General features: G+C 66.9%; 13 protein-coding genes. 10 read left to right on the top strand and 3 right to left on the bottom strand.

The genetic code is table 11. The annotated features are described in order from the left end of the window. Nucleotides 1–391 precede the first annotated feature (391 nt). The 8 genes from queF (at nt 392) to VG566_RS15490 (ending at nt 8,131) form a co-directional block, all read left to right on the top strand. Entirely contained in the window at nt 392–1,210 is an 819-nt protein-coding gene (gene queF / locus VG566_RS15525) for an NADPH-dependent 7-cyano-7-deazaguanine reductase QueF (RefSeq protein ID WP_049439336.1), read from the top strand. Between the two features lie 285 nt (nt 1,211–1,495). Further along, a complete protein-coding gene (locus VG566_RS15520; RefSeq protein WP_005419771.1) occupies nt 1,496–1,789 on the top strand; it encodes a LysM peptidoglycan-binding domain-containing protein in 294 nt (97 codons plus the stop codon). A gap of 45 nt (nt 1,790–1,834) precedes the next feature. Continuing rightward, nucleotides 1,835–2,347 carry a hypothetical protein gene (locus VG566_RS15515; RefSeq protein ID WP_241884501.1) on the top strand — a complete coding sequence of 171 codons (513 nt, stop codon included), beginning with the start codon at nt 1,835–1,837 and terminating at the stop codon, nt 2,345–2,347. Between the two features lie 916 nt (nt 2,348–3,263). Continuing rightward, nucleotides 3,264–5,486 (top strand): NADP-dependent isocitrate dehydrogenase, encoded by a 2,223-nt coding sequence (locus VG566_RS15510; RefSeq protein ID WP_046432822.1) that lies wholly within the window; start codon nt 3,264–3,266, stop codon nt 5,484–5,486. 316 nt (nt 5,487–5,802) lie between these two features. Next, nucleotides 5,803–6,768, top strand: coding sequence for a hypothetical protein (locus tag VG566_RS15505; RefSeq protein WP_046432820.1), 966 nt, complete (start codon nt 5,803–5,805; stop codon nt 6,766–6,768). After that, nucleotides 6,761–7,309 carry a GTP-binding protein gene (locus VG566_RS15500; RefSeq protein WP_014648641.1) on the top strand — a complete coding sequence of 183 codons (549 nt, stop codon included), beginning with the start codon at nt 6,761–6,763 and terminating at the stop codon, nt 7,307–7,309. Before VG566_RS15505 ends, VG566_RS15500 begins: the two co-directional genes overlap by 8 nt. Then, nucleotides 7,302–7,718 (top strand): roadblock/LC7 domain-containing protein, encoded by a 417-nt coding sequence (locus VG566_RS15495; protein ID WP_032961694.1) that lies wholly within the window; start codon nt 7,302–7,304, stop codon nt 7,716–7,718. Before VG566_RS15500 ends, VG566_RS15495 begins: the two co-directional genes overlap by 8 nt. Before the next feature lie 53 nt (nt 7,719–7,771). Further along, nucleotides 7,772–8,131, top strand: coding sequence for a hypothetical protein (locus tag VG566_RS15490; RefSeq protein ID WP_014648639.1), 360 nt, complete (start codon nt 7,772–7,774; stop codon nt 8,129–8,131). Between the two features lie 74 nt (nt 8,132–8,205). Here the strand turns inward: VG566_RS15490 and VG566_RS15485 are convergent, their stop codons facing one another. Beyond that, a complete protein-coding gene (locus VG566_RS15485; RefSeq protein ID WP_049404049.1) occupies nt 8,206–8,952 on the bottom strand; it encodes a KilA-N domain-containing protein in 747 nt (248 codons plus the stop codon). A gap of 155 nt (nt 8,953–9,107) precedes the next feature. Here VG566_RS15485 and aceK point away from each other — a divergent pair, with 155 nt between their 5' ends. Together aceK and VG566_RS15475 are read left to right on the top strand one after the other, a co-directional pair. Continuing rightward, entirely contained in the window at nt 9,108–10,838 is a 1,731-nt protein-coding gene (aceK, locus tag VG566_RS15480; RefSeq protein WP_241884504.1) for a bifunctional isocitrate dehydrogenase kinase/phosphatase, read from the top strand. Between the two features lie 80 nt (nt 10,839–10,918). After that, nucleotides 10,919–11,809: an energy transducer TonB gene (locus VG566_RS15475; RefSeq protein ID WP_241884506.1), complete on the top strand. Its 891-nt coding sequence runs from the start codon at nt 10,919–10,921 to the stop codon at nt 11,807–11,809. A 35-nt stretch (nt 11,810–11,844) separates the two neighbouring features. Here the strand turns inward: VG566_RS15475 and VG566_RS15470 are convergent, their stop codons facing one another. Then, nucleotides 11,845–13,419, bottom strand: a complete 1,575-nt coding sequence (locus tag VG566_RS15470; RefSeq protein ID WP_241884507.1) for a sensor domain-containing diguanylate cyclase — start codon at nt 13,417–13,419, stop codon at nt 11,845–11,847. Nucleotides 13,420–13,627: 208 nt separating this feature from the next. Then, nucleotides 13,628–15,373, bottom strand: coding sequence for a transcription termination factor Rho (gene rho, locus VG566_RS15465; RefSeq protein ID WP_046429862.1), 1,746 nt, complete (start codon nt 15,371–15,373; stop codon nt 13,628–13,630). Nucleotides 15,374–15,499 lie beyond the last annotated feature (126 nt).

The following is a 15,499-nucleotide window of genomic DNA, read 5'->3' as shown; positions in this document are numbered from 1 at the left end:
CCCCCACACCCGCACCCACCCCGCCTTCGACAGTTTCCCGCGGCTGTTGGTGCCCGCTGCTGTTGGTGGGTGCCGACCGTTGGTCGGCACGGCGGACGTCATGAACGTCTGAAGGATCGGATTCTGATTTTGATTTTCCTGATCTTTCCCGTGGTGGATCGGCGACAGAAATGTGTCGGAGGGCCGGGCGGGTGGGATGGGCGGGGTATCCGCGCCATGGATGGCGCGGCTAAGCCCCCGGGGATGGGTTCACGGGTCCCCGCCCATCCCGCCCGCCTGGCCCACACCCCGGAACCCAGGCTTTCGACGACCCACCAACCCCACCACGGAGGGGCTCCGCCGTTGGCCAGCCCGGCCGAAGGCCCGCCGTCCGCGCGATACAATGGCGCCCATGAACACCCCACAGGATTCCAGCCTCGGTCGCGAGGTCAGTTACCCGTCGCAGTACGATCCCGGCCTGCTGTTTCCCATCCCCCGCAGCGGCGCCCGCGCCGAGATCGGCCTCGATGACGCCGCGCTGCCGTTCGTTGGCCACGACCGCTGGCATGCCTTCGAGCTGAGCTGGCTCGACGCGCGTGGCAAGCCGCAGGTCGCCGTCGCCACCGTGCAGGTGCCGTGCACCTCGCCGCGGTTGATCGAATCGAAGTCGTTCAAGCTGTACCTGAACTCCCTCAACAGCACCCGTATCGACAGCGCCGAGGCACTGCGCGCGCGCATCGTGGCGGATCTGTCGGCCTGCGCCGGTGCGCCGGTGGAGGTCGAATTCGGCCTGCCGGGCCTGCGTGAGACGCCGCTCGGCGAATCCATCGATGGGCTGGACCTGGAGATCGACTGCTACGGCCCGCCGCAGGCAGACTTCCTCGCCGCTGATGCCGGCGAGGTGGTGGAGGAAACCCTGGTCTCGGCGCTGCTGAAGTCCAACTGCCCGGTTACCGGCCAGCCGGACTGGGCCACGGTCAGCCTGCGCTACCGCGGGCCGAAGATCGACCGCGCCGGCCTGCTGCGTTACCTGGTCAGCTACCGCGAGCACGCCGAGTTCCACGAGCAGTGTGTTGAACGGATCTTCAGCGAGGTGTCTGCGCGCTGCCAGCCGCAGTGGCTGGAAGTGGAGGCCCGCTACACCCGTCGTGGCGGCCTGGACATCAACCCCTGGCGTGCCAGCCCGGGCATCGCCGCCCCGGCCGCGACCTACCGCGAACTGCGGCAGTAACCGCCACAGGCGGTTGCCCGTTGCGCCGGGCCATGCCCGGCGAGCGCCGGCCAGCGGCCGGCACTACCATGATTCGCAGGTGGTTACGGGTAGAGCCGGCCGCTGGCCGGCAATCGGCCAAGGCCGGATCCCCCTGGCACAGCCGGCCAGCGGCCGGCACTACCGGGCGTCCATTCCCCCGATTGTTCAGCCGCCCCGGGGGGCGGCTTCACATCTGCACCATCCCCATTTAACAACCTCCATGGCACCGTGCGAATCACGTAGTCATGCAGACGGGAGTTGTGGATGAGTACCGAGAAGAAAGCCGATTTCTCCGGCGTCAGTGGCAGTGTCGACAGTACCGCCGAGCAGGTGCCGAAGGCGGACTTCTCCGGCGTCAGCGCTTCGGTGGACAGCACCGCAGACGTTGTCAGCGGCGGCACCTATACCGTGCAGAAGGGTGACTCGCTGTCGAAGATCGCCAAGCAGCATCTGGGCGACGCCAATGCCTGGAAAAAGATCTTCGAAGCCAACCGCGATGTGCTTGATGACCCGGACAAGATCTTCCCGGGCCAGACCCTGAAACTGCCGCCGAAGTAAGCCGGCCATCGAACGCCGTCCGACAATCCCTGGGAGGAACCCCGAATGATCAAGACCACCCCGCTACAGACCGCCCTGATCGCCGCCCTGCTGGGCAGCGTTGCCCTGGTCGGTTGCAAGAAGAAGGAAGAGTCGACCGACAGCAACGCCCCTCCGGCAGCGACCGCCCCGGCCGAACCCGCAGCTCCCGCGCCGATGACCGGCGCACCGCCGCCGATGGCCGAAGCCGCTGCGGTCAACGTCTCGTCGGTCACCGTCGGCAAGACCGCCGCCGCCGACAAGTCGGTTGCGACGACGGCTTTGTTCGCACCGAAGGATGACATCATCGTCTCGGTCAAGACCGACGGCGCTGCCAACAACGTCACCGTTGGCGCCAAGCTGACCTACCAGGACGGCCAGGTAGCCGGCGAACAGAACGCCACCCTGAACACCAGTGGTGCGGAAACCACCAACGTCACGTTCAAGAATGCAAAGGGCTGGCCGGCCGGCAAGTACCGCGCCGAGGTCACCGTCGATGGCAAGGCGGCCGGAACGCCGCAGGAGTTCGAGGTCAAGTAAGTCCTGCCGACTCTCTCCCGGCAGGGCTCACGATGGACGCAGCCGCGAGGCTGCGTCCTTTTTTATTGGGCGACGCCCGCTTTAGGGAGGCTAGCGGGGTACGCTGAACGGAACACGGACAGGTCGGGGGACAGCATGCTCAGCTGGATTGCGCTCACACTCGCAATGGGCCCCGCGAATCTCTGGAGCTACGGCTGCGACCACTTTCTGTACGGTGCCTGCCTGCGCGTGCCGACAGGCATGTCCGTGACCTACGAGGCTCCTGTTGACTTTGGTCTGCACCGCATCAGGCATGACGGTAGGGAAGTCGCCTTGATCTACGAGGGCGATGCCCCCGAAAAGCCTGCGTCAGGAAGCACGCCGGATCTGCGCTTCACGGACGGCGGATATGTCGTGTCGGGGTATGCAAGGGCGGAAGGAGGTTCCACCCGGTACGACGTCTACGTTCGACCCGGATCGTCTGGCGCCGGTTCGCTGCACATCCGAGGCTCTGCAGCGACGGCTGATGAACTCGCCAGCCTGGCCGCCGTCGTTGGGGGATTCCGCATCTGCAACTTCCAGCAAAGCAAGCGCTCGCAGACATTGACCTGTCCAAGGCGTGCCGAGTGGGGGCCGCGATTGTCGGAGTGGGTCACGCGTGCCTCAATGAGCGGGAAGTCGAACTAGCCATCAAGCCTCAGCTTCCAGACCGGAAGCGAGCCAACGACGAAACACAGCGGTCCAGTACCGCCGCGTATGGCACAGCTTTGCCCCGCGCGGCCGAAAACGCGACAATGCAGGGGTTTCCCCGCCGCGCGCCCACCCTGACGGCGACGGGGGAAAGCGTGGGGCCCGGCCCCGCGCGCGACACGGTTGCACGTGGCCCGGCGCTGGCGCCGGCCTTCCCCTGAGCACTGCTACAGAGTCCAAGTCCCCCATGTCCAAGATCCTCTACACGCTGACCGACGAAGCACCGTTCCTGGCCACCCAGTCGCTGCTGCCGATCGTCGGCGCCTACACCGCCACCGCAGGCATCGTGGTGGAAACCCGTGACATCTCGCTGTCCGGCCGCATCCTGTCGCTGTTCCCCGAACTGCTCAGCGACGCGCAGAAGGTCAGCGACGACCTGGCCGAGCTGGGCCAGCTGGCGACCACCCCGGACGCCAACATCATCAAGCTGCCGAACATCTCCGCCTCGGTGCCGCAGCTGAAGGCGGCCATCAAGGAACTGCAGGACCAGGGCTATCCGCTGCCGGATTACCCGGAAACCCCGGCCGACGACCAGCAGCGCGACTACAAGGCGCGCTACGACAAGGTCAAGGGCAGTGCGGTGAACCCGGTGCTGCGCGAAGGCAACTCCGACCGCCGTGCACCGCTGTCGGTGAAGAACTACGCGCGCAAGCATCCGCACCGCATGGGCGCCTGGGCGTCGGATTCGAAGTCGCACGTCGCGCACATGGCCGCCGGTGACTTCTACGGCAGCGAGAAGTCGGCCACCCTGGCCAACGCCGGTTCGCTGAAGATCACCTTCCACGGCAAGGACGGCAGCGCCGTGGTGCTGAAGGAAAAGACCGCAGTGAAGGCGGGCGAGATCGTCGATGCCGCCGTCATGAGCCGCAAGGCACTGGCCGCGTTCATCGGCGAGCAGATTGCCGATGCCAAGGCCCAGGGCGTGCTGTTCTCGCTGCACCTGAAGGCGACCATGATGAAGGTCTCCGACCCGATCATGTTCGGCGTGGCGGTGAACGAGTTCTACAAGGACGTACTGACCAAGCACGCCGACGTGCTGAAGCAGGCCGGTTTCGATGCCAACAACGGCATTGGTGACCTGGCTGCGCGCCTGCCGTCGCTGCCTGAAGCCACCCGCGCCGCGATCGAGGCCGACCTGGCCGCCGAGTACGCGCAGCGCCCGGGCGTGGCCATGGTCAATTCGGACAAGGGCATCACCAACCTGCACGTGCCGAGCGACGTGATCGTCGACGCCTCGATGCCGGCGATGATCCGCGACTCGGGCAAGATGTGGAATGCCGAAGGCAAGCTGCAGGACACCAAGGCGGTCATTCCGGACCGCTGCTACGCCGGCGTGTACCAGGCCGTCATCGACGACTGCAAGGCGCACGGTGCCTTCGACCCGGCCACCATGGGCTCGGTGCCGAACGTCGGCCTGATGGCGCAGAAGGCCGAGGAGTACGGCTCGCACGACAAGACCTTCCAGATCGCCGCCGACGGCGTCGTCAAGGTCACCGATGATGCCGGCGCCGTGGTGTTCGAGCACGCCGTGGAAGCTGGTGACATCTGGCGCATGTGCCAGACCAAGGACGCGCCGATCCAGGACTGGGTCAAGCTGGCCGTCGAGCGCGCCCGCCTGAGCAGCACCCCGGCCGTGTTCTGGCTGGACGCCGCCCGCGCCCACGACGCGCAGGTCATCGCCAAGGTCGAGCAGTACCTGAAGGACCACGACACCACCGGCCTGGACATCCGCATCCTGCCGCCGGTGGAAGCCACCGCGTTCTCGCTGGACCGCATCCGCAAGGGCGAGGACACCATCTCGGTGACCGGCAACGTGCTGCGTGACTACCTGACCGACCTGTTCCCGATCATGGAACTGGGCACCAGCGCCAAGATGCTGTCGATCGTGCCGCTGATGGCCGGTGGCGGCCTGTTCGAGACCGGTGCCGGTGGTTCGGCCCCGAAGCACGTGCAGCAGTTCGTTGAAGAGGACTACCTGCGTTGGGATTCGCTGGGTGAGTTCCTGGCCTTGGCCGCGTCGCTGGAACACCTGGGCAACCGCTACGACAACGCCGCTGCCCGTGTGCTGGCCAAGGCGCTGGACGAAGCCAACGGCCAGTTCCTGGACAACGACAAGTCGCCATCGCGCAAGCTGGGTGGCATCGACAACCGTGGCAGCCACTTCTACATCGCGCTGTACTGGGCCCAGGCCCTGGCCGCGCAGGACGAGGACGCCGCCCTGAAGGCGCGCTTCGCCCCGCTGGCCAAGACGCTGACCGACAACGAGCAGAAGATCGTCGAAGAGCTGATCGCAGTGCAGGGCAAGGCCGTGGACATCGGTGGCTACTACCGCCCGGACGTGGCCAAGGCCAGCAAGGCGATGCGCCCGAGCGCGACCTTCAACGCCGCGCTGGAACAGCTGCGCGGCTGATCCACTGCCGTTCGGCCGTGACACCGGAACCCGCGCTTCGGCGCGGGTTTCTTTTTATGGCGCTGGGGTCAGATCCCTTTTGCAAGCAAAAGGGATCTGACCCCATTCGACCCGTGTCCAGAACCGTGACATCCGTCGGTCGTCGGAATGCCGTCAACGGGGCATGAAACTTGCCCGCGATGGCGGTCGCAGAATGGATCGGCGCGGTTTCGCAGTCGCCTTGAATCTGAGCAATCGATCACGACGGCCGCCGCTGGCGATGCCCTAGCCTTGGCGACGCGAGGCCACCGGGGAGGTGGCCGCACGGGGAACACGGATGGCACGCGTGCTGGTAGTGGGAACCGATATCCAGGGCGAGCAGGCCCTGCTGCAACGGCTGCGCCTGGCCTCGGCGCTGCCGGATGGCCAGGTCCGCCGCAGCCAGGATCTGGACGATTGTGATCTGCTGGTCATCCGCGATACCCCGGCGCTGCGCAACGCCGCCCAGCGCATGCGACAGCAACGTCCGCGCCTGCAGTGCTGGATTGAGGACATCGGCGGCCAGCTGCGTGATGGCGACGGGCATCAGGACGTGCTTGATGACGGTGCCATCGGTCGCGCGTTGCGTCGCATGCAGTTGGCACCGGAGCCCCTGGTCATGCAGACACCTGCGCCGATCCGCCTGGCAGATGGCGCGCACGCCATCACCCGCCTGCTGCGCGAGCGGCTGCCGCTGCGACAGGGCCAGGCACTGCTGGGTGATGCGGGCGAGCCTCTGCTGCTGATGGATCTGGAGCACGATCAGGCCGTGCTGTTGCAGGAGCCGGCTGCGGCGCTGGTGGAGCGGCTGGCCGATGCCTTTGAGCGCCTGCAGCTGGACGCGCTGACACCGGCGCGCCTGCAGGCCCTGGCCGGCGAGCGGCCACGCCAGCCGCTGCGGCCACTGCTGTGGCAATGGGCGCAACGCAGCCGCCATTGGCAGGCGCTGGACGAGCGCCTGCGCGGCGCCTCGGTGAAGCTGCTGCGCTGGCCGGACTTCCGCGTACTGGGCCATGACCACGATGGCTTCCGCCTGTGCTCGCTGCTGCTCAAGCGTGCGTGCACGGTTGAGGAATGCGCGATGCTGCTCGAACTGCCGGCGGCGGCGGTTCGCGATTTCATCCATGCCGCCTATCTGTGTGGCTACGCGCAGCTGCAGGCCGCCCCGGCGACGCTGATGATGGCGGCAGGTGGCACCCGCACCGACAACGGACTGCTCGCCCGCCTGTGGCGGCACCTGCGCGGGAGCGAGCGCAATGCGTGAGCACAAGGTGGTCGTGCTGGGCGGCATGGGCAGCGGCAAGTCGACGCTGGTACGCAGCATCGCGGCTGGCGCGGTGGTCGACACGGATGTGGCCAACAGTGATCGCCTCGGCGCCGACAAGGCCTCCACCACCGTGGCGCTGGACTACGCAGACATCGACCTGCCCAACGGCGAACGCCTGCGTCTCTACGGTACACCCGGCCAGCAGCGTTTCGATTTCCTGTGGCCGATCCTGCTGCAGGGCGCCCGTGGCGCGGTGCTGCTGCTGGATGCGCGCCGCGCCGGCCTGGCCAGCGAGCTGGAAGGCTATCTGCAGGTGCTGCAGCCGTTCGCATCATCCTTGGCACTGGTCGTGGCGGTCACCCACCTGGACCAGGCACCGCAGGCCGCACTGGATGACTGGGCCATCCGTGCCTGCCTTGACGACCAGCCGCTGCCGCTGCTGGCCGTGGATGCCCGTGACCGAGGACAGGGACTGCTGCTGATGGATGTACTGATGAGCGAAATGGAAGCGCACGCACTGGTGGCTGCACATGGCTGACGGGCAGGTGGCGGTACTGCCCGACGCCGGTCAGCGTGAGCGCCTGCAGCCCCTGCTGCAGGACCTGCAGCAGCGGGTCGAAGGCGTGCGCACGGTCGTGCTGGCCAGCGTCGATGGCTTTGCCCTGGTCAGCGCCGGCGCCGAAGGGCGCGGCGAACGGCTGGCGGCGATGACCAGCGCGATGCTGGCGCTGGCTGCGGCGGTCGGGCGCGAACTGGTGCTGGGCGATCTGCAGACACTGATGCTGGAAGCGGCGGGCGGAAAGGTGCTGATGCTGGCGATCCAGGCCGAAGGGCGCGCACCGTTGCTGCTGATGGCGGCCTGCGACCAGCGCAGCGTGATCGGCCAGGTGCTTTGGCAGAGCAGGGAATGTGGCCAGGCGATCCTGGCCGAACTCGGCGGATCGTGAGCCCGGCCGCAGGGGAACAAGGGGCTCGGACCAACATCGACAAGGGGTGCGACGTGGCTGGATTGAATGATTCGTTGAACGCACTGATGGGCATCGACGGCGCGCAGGCAGTGGCGCTGGTCGATTACGAAAGCGGCATGCTGCTGGGCGAAGCCGGTGCCGGCATGGACATGGAAGTGGCCGCCGCCGGCAATACCGAAGTGATCCGCGCGAAGATGAAGACCGCCGCATCGCTGAACCTCAACGACAGCATCGAGGACATCCTGATCTCGCTGGGCAAGGCGTACCACATCATGCGCCCGGTGGCGAAGAAGAAGGGCCTGTTCTTCTACATCGTGCTGGACCGTACCAAGTCCAACCTGGCATTGGCCCGGCGCAAGGTGCAGGACGTGGAGGCCGAACTGGCGATCTGAGTGGCCGCCTCCGTAGCGCCGGACCATGCTCGGCTGCTTCCAGCCGAAGCAGCCGAGCACATTCGGCGCTGCTTTCAGGCTGCTGGAAGCAGCAGTGCAGAGACGAACGAGAGAGCCTTGCTGTCGCGTGCGGCGAAGTACCTGGGCGCATGATCTGGCAGCCACACTTCGTTGAAGTGGCGGCGGAAGTCCTCGTAGAACTCGTTGGGATACAGCTTGGCCGGCACCGTGCGGCCGTCCGGGTAGGCATGGTCGTACGTGGGCAGCGCATCGGTGTCGACGCCGCGATGATCCCTCAGCCATTTGCAGAACAGGCGGCCTTCGGAGATGTCCGGCACCAGCGCCTGCGGGAGCGTATAGCCCGCCTGCTCCAGCGGTGCGATCAGGTTCAACGTCAGCTCGTTGAGCATCGAGAAATGGGTGTACGGCACCTTGGCACGGTTCTGCATGTAGCGGTCGATGTGCACGGGCAGCAACGCATTGGCGCGACCCTGCTGCCATTCCACCACCCACTGCGAGACCTTCACTGCGAACCTGCGCGACAGCCACTGGCCGAGGTGGATGGCGAGGTACGGGTGGATCCAGGTGCCCTGCATGGCCGGGTTCCCACCGGATACCACGTGGATCAGCTCGTTCTCGGACAGCTTCGTCTGCGCCATGAGCTCCTGCAGGAACTCCTCCGTCGATTTCAGTGCCCGGTAGTCGGACCAGCGCTTGCCGACGGACTGGCACAGGGCGGTCGCGCTGATGTAGCCGTCGCGGGCGCGCTGCGGGATGACGTTGCCTTCCTCCACGCGCGGAATAAAGGTCATTTGCTGCATGCGTCACCTCGTGCCGTTGTTGGGCCTGAAAGGGTAGGCAGCAGGGAGGCATCAGGTCTGTAGGAATCGTTGCGTTTGTCGCGGCATGCAGTGGCCCTACACAAGCCACCCCACGCCAGCGTATGGTGAGGCAGGTCCTCCCGGGTGAGCCCTGCATGTCCGAGCCTGACACCGTTGCCGACTTGGCGTCGCGCATCGCCGGCGCCATTCACGCCGGCTTCGAGCAGTATCACGCCCGCTTTGCGGCGATCACCGCCCGTGCGCGGCAGCGTTTCGAGCAGCGCGACTGGGTGGGCGCGCACCGGGATGCAGTCGAGCGCATCGCGTTGTACGACCTGTGCATCGCCGAACAGATGGATGCGCTGCGGCGTCTCGCCGGCGAAGCGATCGGGGAACGCGCGCTGTGGCTGCAGGTGCATGCGCGCTATAGCGCACTGCTGCGGGGGCTGATCGACGCCGAGCTGTACAAGACCTTCTACAACACGCTGTCGCGGCGCTTGTTCTCCACCCGTGGCGTGGACCCGGCGCTGGAGTTCATCGCCTTCGATGTCGAGCCGTCCGATGCGATCACCCACCCGGTCGCACGGCATACCTATGCGGTCTCGCCGACGCGGCCGGTGGAGGCTCTCCAGCGCGTGCTGGCCGATTACCGCTTCGACATTCCGTATGCGCACCAGCTGCGCTGCGCGGCGGCCATCGCTGTGCGCCTGCAGGATGATCTGGCCCACTGGGGTGATACGCCGGTGCGCAGCATCGAGCTGCTCGACACCGTGTTCTACCGGGAGCGCCGCGCCTACCTGGTGGGTCGCGTGTTCGGCGAACACCGCTTCTCACCGTGCGTGATCGCCCTGGTCAACGATGGGCAGGGCCTGCGTGCAGATGCGGTGCTGACCCGGCGTCGCGATGTCGCCCATCTGTTCGGCGTGTCGCGCAGCTATTTCCAGGCCGACCTTGCCACGGTGGGCGATGCGGTGGTGTTCCTGCGCAGCCTGTTGCCGGGCAAGCCCATTGATGAGATCTATACGGTGCTGGGCCGCGCCAAGCAGGGCAAGACCGAGCGCTACCGTACCTTCTTCCGCCACTTCAACGAACATCCGCAGGAGCGGCTGGTGCATGCCGAAGGCACGCCGGGCATGGTCATGGCGGTGTTCACCCTGCCCAGCTATCCGCTGGTGTTCAAGCTGATCCGCGACCGCTTCGCGTGGCCGAAGTCGATGTCGCGGCAGCAGGTGGAAGAGAAGTATGCGCTGGTGTTCAACCTCGACCGTGTCGGTCGCCTGCTTGATGCGCAGCCGTACCGCCATCTGCGTTTCCCGCGCGACCGCTTCGCACCGGCCTTGCTGCAGGAGCTGCTTGCGCAGTGCGCGCAGAGCGTGCGCGTCGATGGCGACCAGGTGGAAGTCGCACTGTGCTACGTGCAGCGTCGCTTCCGTCCATTGAACCTTTACCTGCGCGAGCAGGGCGGCGACGCGGTGCGTGCGGCGGTACTCGACTACGCGCAGGCGATCACCGACATGGCGCGCAACAACATCTTCCCCGGCGACATGCTGCCGAAGAACTTCGGCGTATCGCGGCATGGCCGGGCAGTCTTCTACGACTATGACGAGCTGTGCCTGGTCAGCGACTGCGTGTTCCGCGCCTGGCCGCAGCCGCGCACGCCGGAGGAAGCCATGGCCGACGAACCCTGGTTCCATGTCGGGCCACGCGACGTGTTTCCCGAGCGCTTCGGCCCGTTCATGGGCCTGCCGACGGGCGAGCTGGCGGCGGTGCGCGAACATTACCGGCACCTGTTTGATCCCGCGTGGTGGCAGGGCCTGCAGGCGCGCTTCGCCAGCGGTGATTATCCGGATACCCCGCCCTATGCGGCGGTCCATCGCCTGGCCTGAACGGCGTGGCGTGTACTGCCTGCCGGTCCCGCTCGGACTGCGGTACGCTCGGGGTTCACCTCATCACCATGGATCCGGCAATGATGCGTTCCCCCCTGTTCCTTGCGCTGGCCCTGGCGTTCGCCGCCGGTGCTCCCCTGCTGCAGGCCGATGCCATGGCCCAGAACGCGCGCGCCGTGCGCGCCACTGCCGAGATGAGCATGGTGCTGTCGGGCAGTATCGACGTGGCGGCCGATGGTTCGGTCAGCACGCTGGTCCTGGACCAGCGTGCCATGCTCGCACCCGGCATCGTGTCGTTCGTGGAAGGCGCCATCCGCGGCTGGCAGTTCGAACCGACGTTGCGCGATGGCACGCCGGTGGCCGTCCACGCGCCGCTGCGCGTACGCCTGCGTGGCAAGGAGCAGGAAGACGGCAACTACCAGATCAGCATGACCAGCGTCGACTTCAGTGAATATGATCCGAAGGCTACCGATTCGATCACCCAGAAGCGCATGCCGCCGCCGCGCTACCCCGAAGAGGCCTTCCGCAATGGCGGGCAGGGTGACGTACTGCTGCTGGTCAAGGTCGCACGCGACGGCACCGTGGCCGATGTCATTGCCGAGCAGGTGAACATGACCGTGGTCGCACCGGAACGGACCATGGCCAGGATGCGCGACATCTTCGCCAAGGCCAGTATCAGTGCGGCCCGCAAGTGGACCTTCTCGCCGCCGACCACCGGCGAGGACAGCACGCGGGATTCATGGACCGTGCGCGTGCCGGTCACTTTCGCCCTGAACAACAGCGACAACGGCCAGCCGGAACGCTACGGCCGCTGGCGTGCCTTCATCCCCGGCCCGCGCCAGGCCGCACCCTGGCGCACGCCGGATGGCGCCGGACAGGCGGGAAGTGATCTGCTGCCGGCTGGCGGCGTGTACATGGTCGATGGCACCCAGCGCGGCCTGCGCCTGCTGACGCCGCTGGCGCAGCGCTGAGCCCGGATGGAGCGGTCGGCCAGGCCGGCCGCTTTTCAGTCCGCGTACGGGTAGACCACCACGCGGTTGCGGCCCTGTTCCTTGGCCATGTACAGGGCCTTGTCGGCCAGCCGCAGCGCCTGCTCGGCATCGACATGGAAGCTGGGGAAGTGGGCCACGCCCAGCGACACGGTGATGGTGCCGACCGGCTCGAACGGATGATCGGCGATGTGCTGGCGCAGGCGCTCGCCGGCCTGGCGCGCCGAGTCGGTACTGATGCCCGGCAGCAGCAGCAGGAATTCCTCGCCACCGGCACGGCAGAGGATGTCGCTGTCGCGCGAGTAGCGGCGCATCTGGTCGGCGATATGGACGATGGCGGCGTCACCGACGTCATGGCCGTGGCTGTCGTTGATCGATTTGAAGCGATCGATGTCCAGCGCCAGGATCGCGAACGGAATGCCCTGCACCTGCAGCGCATCCAGCGCCTGCTGCAGGCCGCGGCGATTGAGCAGGCCGGTCAGCGGATCGGTACGGTTGGCGCGGTTGAGTGTGCCAATGCGGTCCTGCAGGGCGTTGAAGCTGTGCAGGACCGCCTGCTTGAGCTGGGCAACCTCGAAGTACCATGCGCGGATGCCGCTGACGTGGTTGATCGCGCTGCCGGTGTCCTCGCCACCCTGCACGTTGCGCGCCAGCTGCCACAGCGGCATCGAGATGCGCCGGGCGAACCACCAGGTGATCAGCAGTGACAGCAGGCCGAGCGGGATCGCGTTCCAGATCACCGCGGTCATCAACCGTGACAACGGCTGCAATGTGGCCTCGGTCGGCCGCTGGGCGATGATGCCCCAGCCAGTGGCCGGTACCGGCGCGTAACCGGCCAGCATCGACACGCCCAGGTTGTTACGGACCTGCTGCGCGCCGCGCTCACCGCGCACCACCGCCTTCACCGCCGGGTTGCCGACCACGTAGTCGCCGACCCGCTTGCCGTCGGCGTGGTACAGCAGGCGGCCATGGCGGTCGACCACGTACAGGTAGGAGCCGTCGCGGTAGTAGTGCTTGCCCAGCAGCGTATGCAGCGCGCTGCGCTGGCGCAGGTACAGGGTGCCGCTGACGTAGCCGCGATAGTGGCCCTGGCGGTCGAAGATCGGGTGCGACAGCGAGACCAGCAGCTTGCCTGTGGTCGACTGGTACGGGTCGCTGATCATCGGCTGGCGTGCAGCCAATGCGGCATTGTTGCCGACGCTGTGCAGGATCTCGCCCTGCAGCTGCAGGGTCTGCGGCGAGGTGGCGATCACCAGGCCGTCGGCGTCCACCACCAGCGAGGAGTTGAAGCTGTTGGTCTGCAGCTGCAGGCGGCTGGCCTCGTCCTGCGCCTGTGCCGGATCGAGGTCACTCTGGCCGAGCCGGGTGGCGGCGTAGGCCAGCTCCTGCTGCGCGGCCAGCAGGAAGTTCTGGGTGGTCTCGGCCAGCTTGGTGGCATAGACGCGGTTGGCTTCCAGGGTATTGCCGACCAGCTGGTCGCGCTGCACGCGGTAGCTGGCCAGCAGGGTATTGGCCAGGGCGACGATGGCGCTGAGCAGGGCCAGGGCGAGGATCAGCTTGCCCAGGTTGAGGCGGGGAGACAGCGTTCGCATGCGTCGACGGATCCGGCAGGAGGCTGGACCCGACCGGTTCTCCGGAAGGGGCGACAGCGGAATCGGTGGCCACGCCCGCAGGGCCGGGCAGGGTATCGGGCGGATTATCGCCAAAAGTCGGCGGCGGCAAAGTGAAGTGGGTCGCCCTGCAGGCAAAAAAAAACCTGCCGCAGCGAGCGGCAGGTTCCTTTCGATGCAATGCCGTGGATCAGCGCTTCATCGAACCGAAGAACTCGTCGTTGGACTTGGTGTTCTTCATCTTGTCCAGCAGGAACTCCATCGCGGCCATTTCATCCATCGGATGCAGCAGCTTGCGCAGGATCCAGATCTTCTGCAGCAGTTCCGGCTCGATCAGCAGGTCTTCGCGGCGGGTGCCGGAACGGTTGATGTCGATGGCCGGGAACACGCGCTTTTCAGCGATACGGCGGCTCAGGTGCACTTCGCTGTTGCCGGTGCCCTTGAACTCTTCGTAGATCACCTCGTCCATCTTCGAGCCGGTGTCGACCAGCGCGGTGGCGATGATGGTCAGGCTGCCGCCTTCCTCCACGTTGCGCGCGGCACCGAAGAAGCGCTTCGGGCGGTGCAGGGCGTTGGCGTCCACACCACCGGTCAGCACCTTGCCCGAGCTCGGCACCACGTTGTTGTAGGCGCGGGCCAGACGGGTGATCGAGTCGAGCAGGATCACCACGTCCTTCTTGTGCTCGACCAGGCGCTTGGCGCGCTCGATGACCATTTCGGCCACCTGCACGTGGCGCGCGGCCGGCTCGTCGAAGGTCGAGCTGATGACCTCGCCGCGCACGGTGCGCTGCATTTCGGTCACTTCTTCCGGGCGTTCGTCGATCAGCAGCACGATCAGGTGCACGTCCGGATGGTTGGTGGTGATGGCAGTGGCGACCTGCTGCATCATCATCGTCTTGCCGGCCTTCGGCTGGGACACGATGAGCGAGCGCTGGCCCTTGCCCTGCGGCGCCATCAGATCGAGGATGCGGCCGGTAATGTCTTCCGACGAACCGTTGCCACGCTCCAGGGTGAAGCGGCGGCGCGGGAACAGCGCGGTCAGGTTCTCGAACAGCACCTTGTTCTTCGACGCTTCGATCGGCTCACCGTTGATGGTGTCGACGATGTTCAGCGCGAAGTAGCGCTCGCCGTCCTTCGGGAAGCGGATGCGGCCGGAGATGTGGTCGCCGGTGCGCAGGTTGAAGCGGCGGATCTGGCTGGGCGAGATGTAGGTGTCGTCCGGGCCGGCCAGGTAGCTGGCTTCGGCCGCGCGCAGGAAGCCGAAGCCGTCCGGCAGGATTTCCAGCACGCCATCGGCGGCAACGCCGTCGCCGTGGCGGGTCAGCACCTTCAGCAGGGCGAAGATCACGTCCTGCTTGCGGGCACGGGCCACGCCTTCGGAGATCTGCAGCTGCTCGGCGATCTCCAGCAGCTTCTGTGCCGGCATGCGCTTGAGGTCGCTCAGCGAGTAGACCGGGAAGCCCTCGGGCACGTTGGCGTGCGGGCGCGGCACGAAGGGCTGCTGCTCGCCGCCGTCCTGCGGCATGCCGTCATCGCGGCCACCGCGGTTGCGGTCGCGGTCGCGACGGTTGCGGAAACGGTCGCGGCGATTGCCCTGGCCCTGCTGGCCGTTCTGGTTGTAGGGGTTGTTGTTCTGACCCTGGCCCTGGTGCTGCCCACCGCCCTGGTGGTTCTGCTGGCGCTGTCCGGATTCGCGGCCTTCGCCACCCTCACCGCCGCCGGAGGCGGGGGCTTCAGTGGCAGGCGCGCTCGGCGCGGGGGCGGCTGCAGCCGGTGCCGGCGCTTCGGGCGCGGCTGCCAGCGGCAGGGTCGGTTGCGCCGGAGCGGCGCTGGTTTCGGCGGCTGCCGGGGCGGCGGCCTTGCTCACGCGGGGCTTGCGCACGCGCTTTTCGGCGGGCGCATCGGCGCTGCCGGTTTCGGAAGTGTTATCGGACAAGAGCGTTATTCCTCGCTTGAAGGTGCGAGCGCCCGGCTGGGGCGGCGAACGTTGGGAATGGGTCTGGAAGAAACTGCGTCCAGAGGGTGCGGCACGCGAGCGCGGCCGGATATGCCGACACTATCA

The organism is Stenotrophomonas sp. CASM114, assembly GCF_049384325.1.
GTDB lineage: Bacteria > Pseudomonadota > Gammaproteobacteria > Xanthomonadales > Xanthomonadaceae > Stenotrophomonas > Stenotrophomonas muris.
The sequence above is the reverse complement of the archived record's forward strand: the minus strand, read 5'-3'. Positions and strand labels throughout refer to the sequence as shown.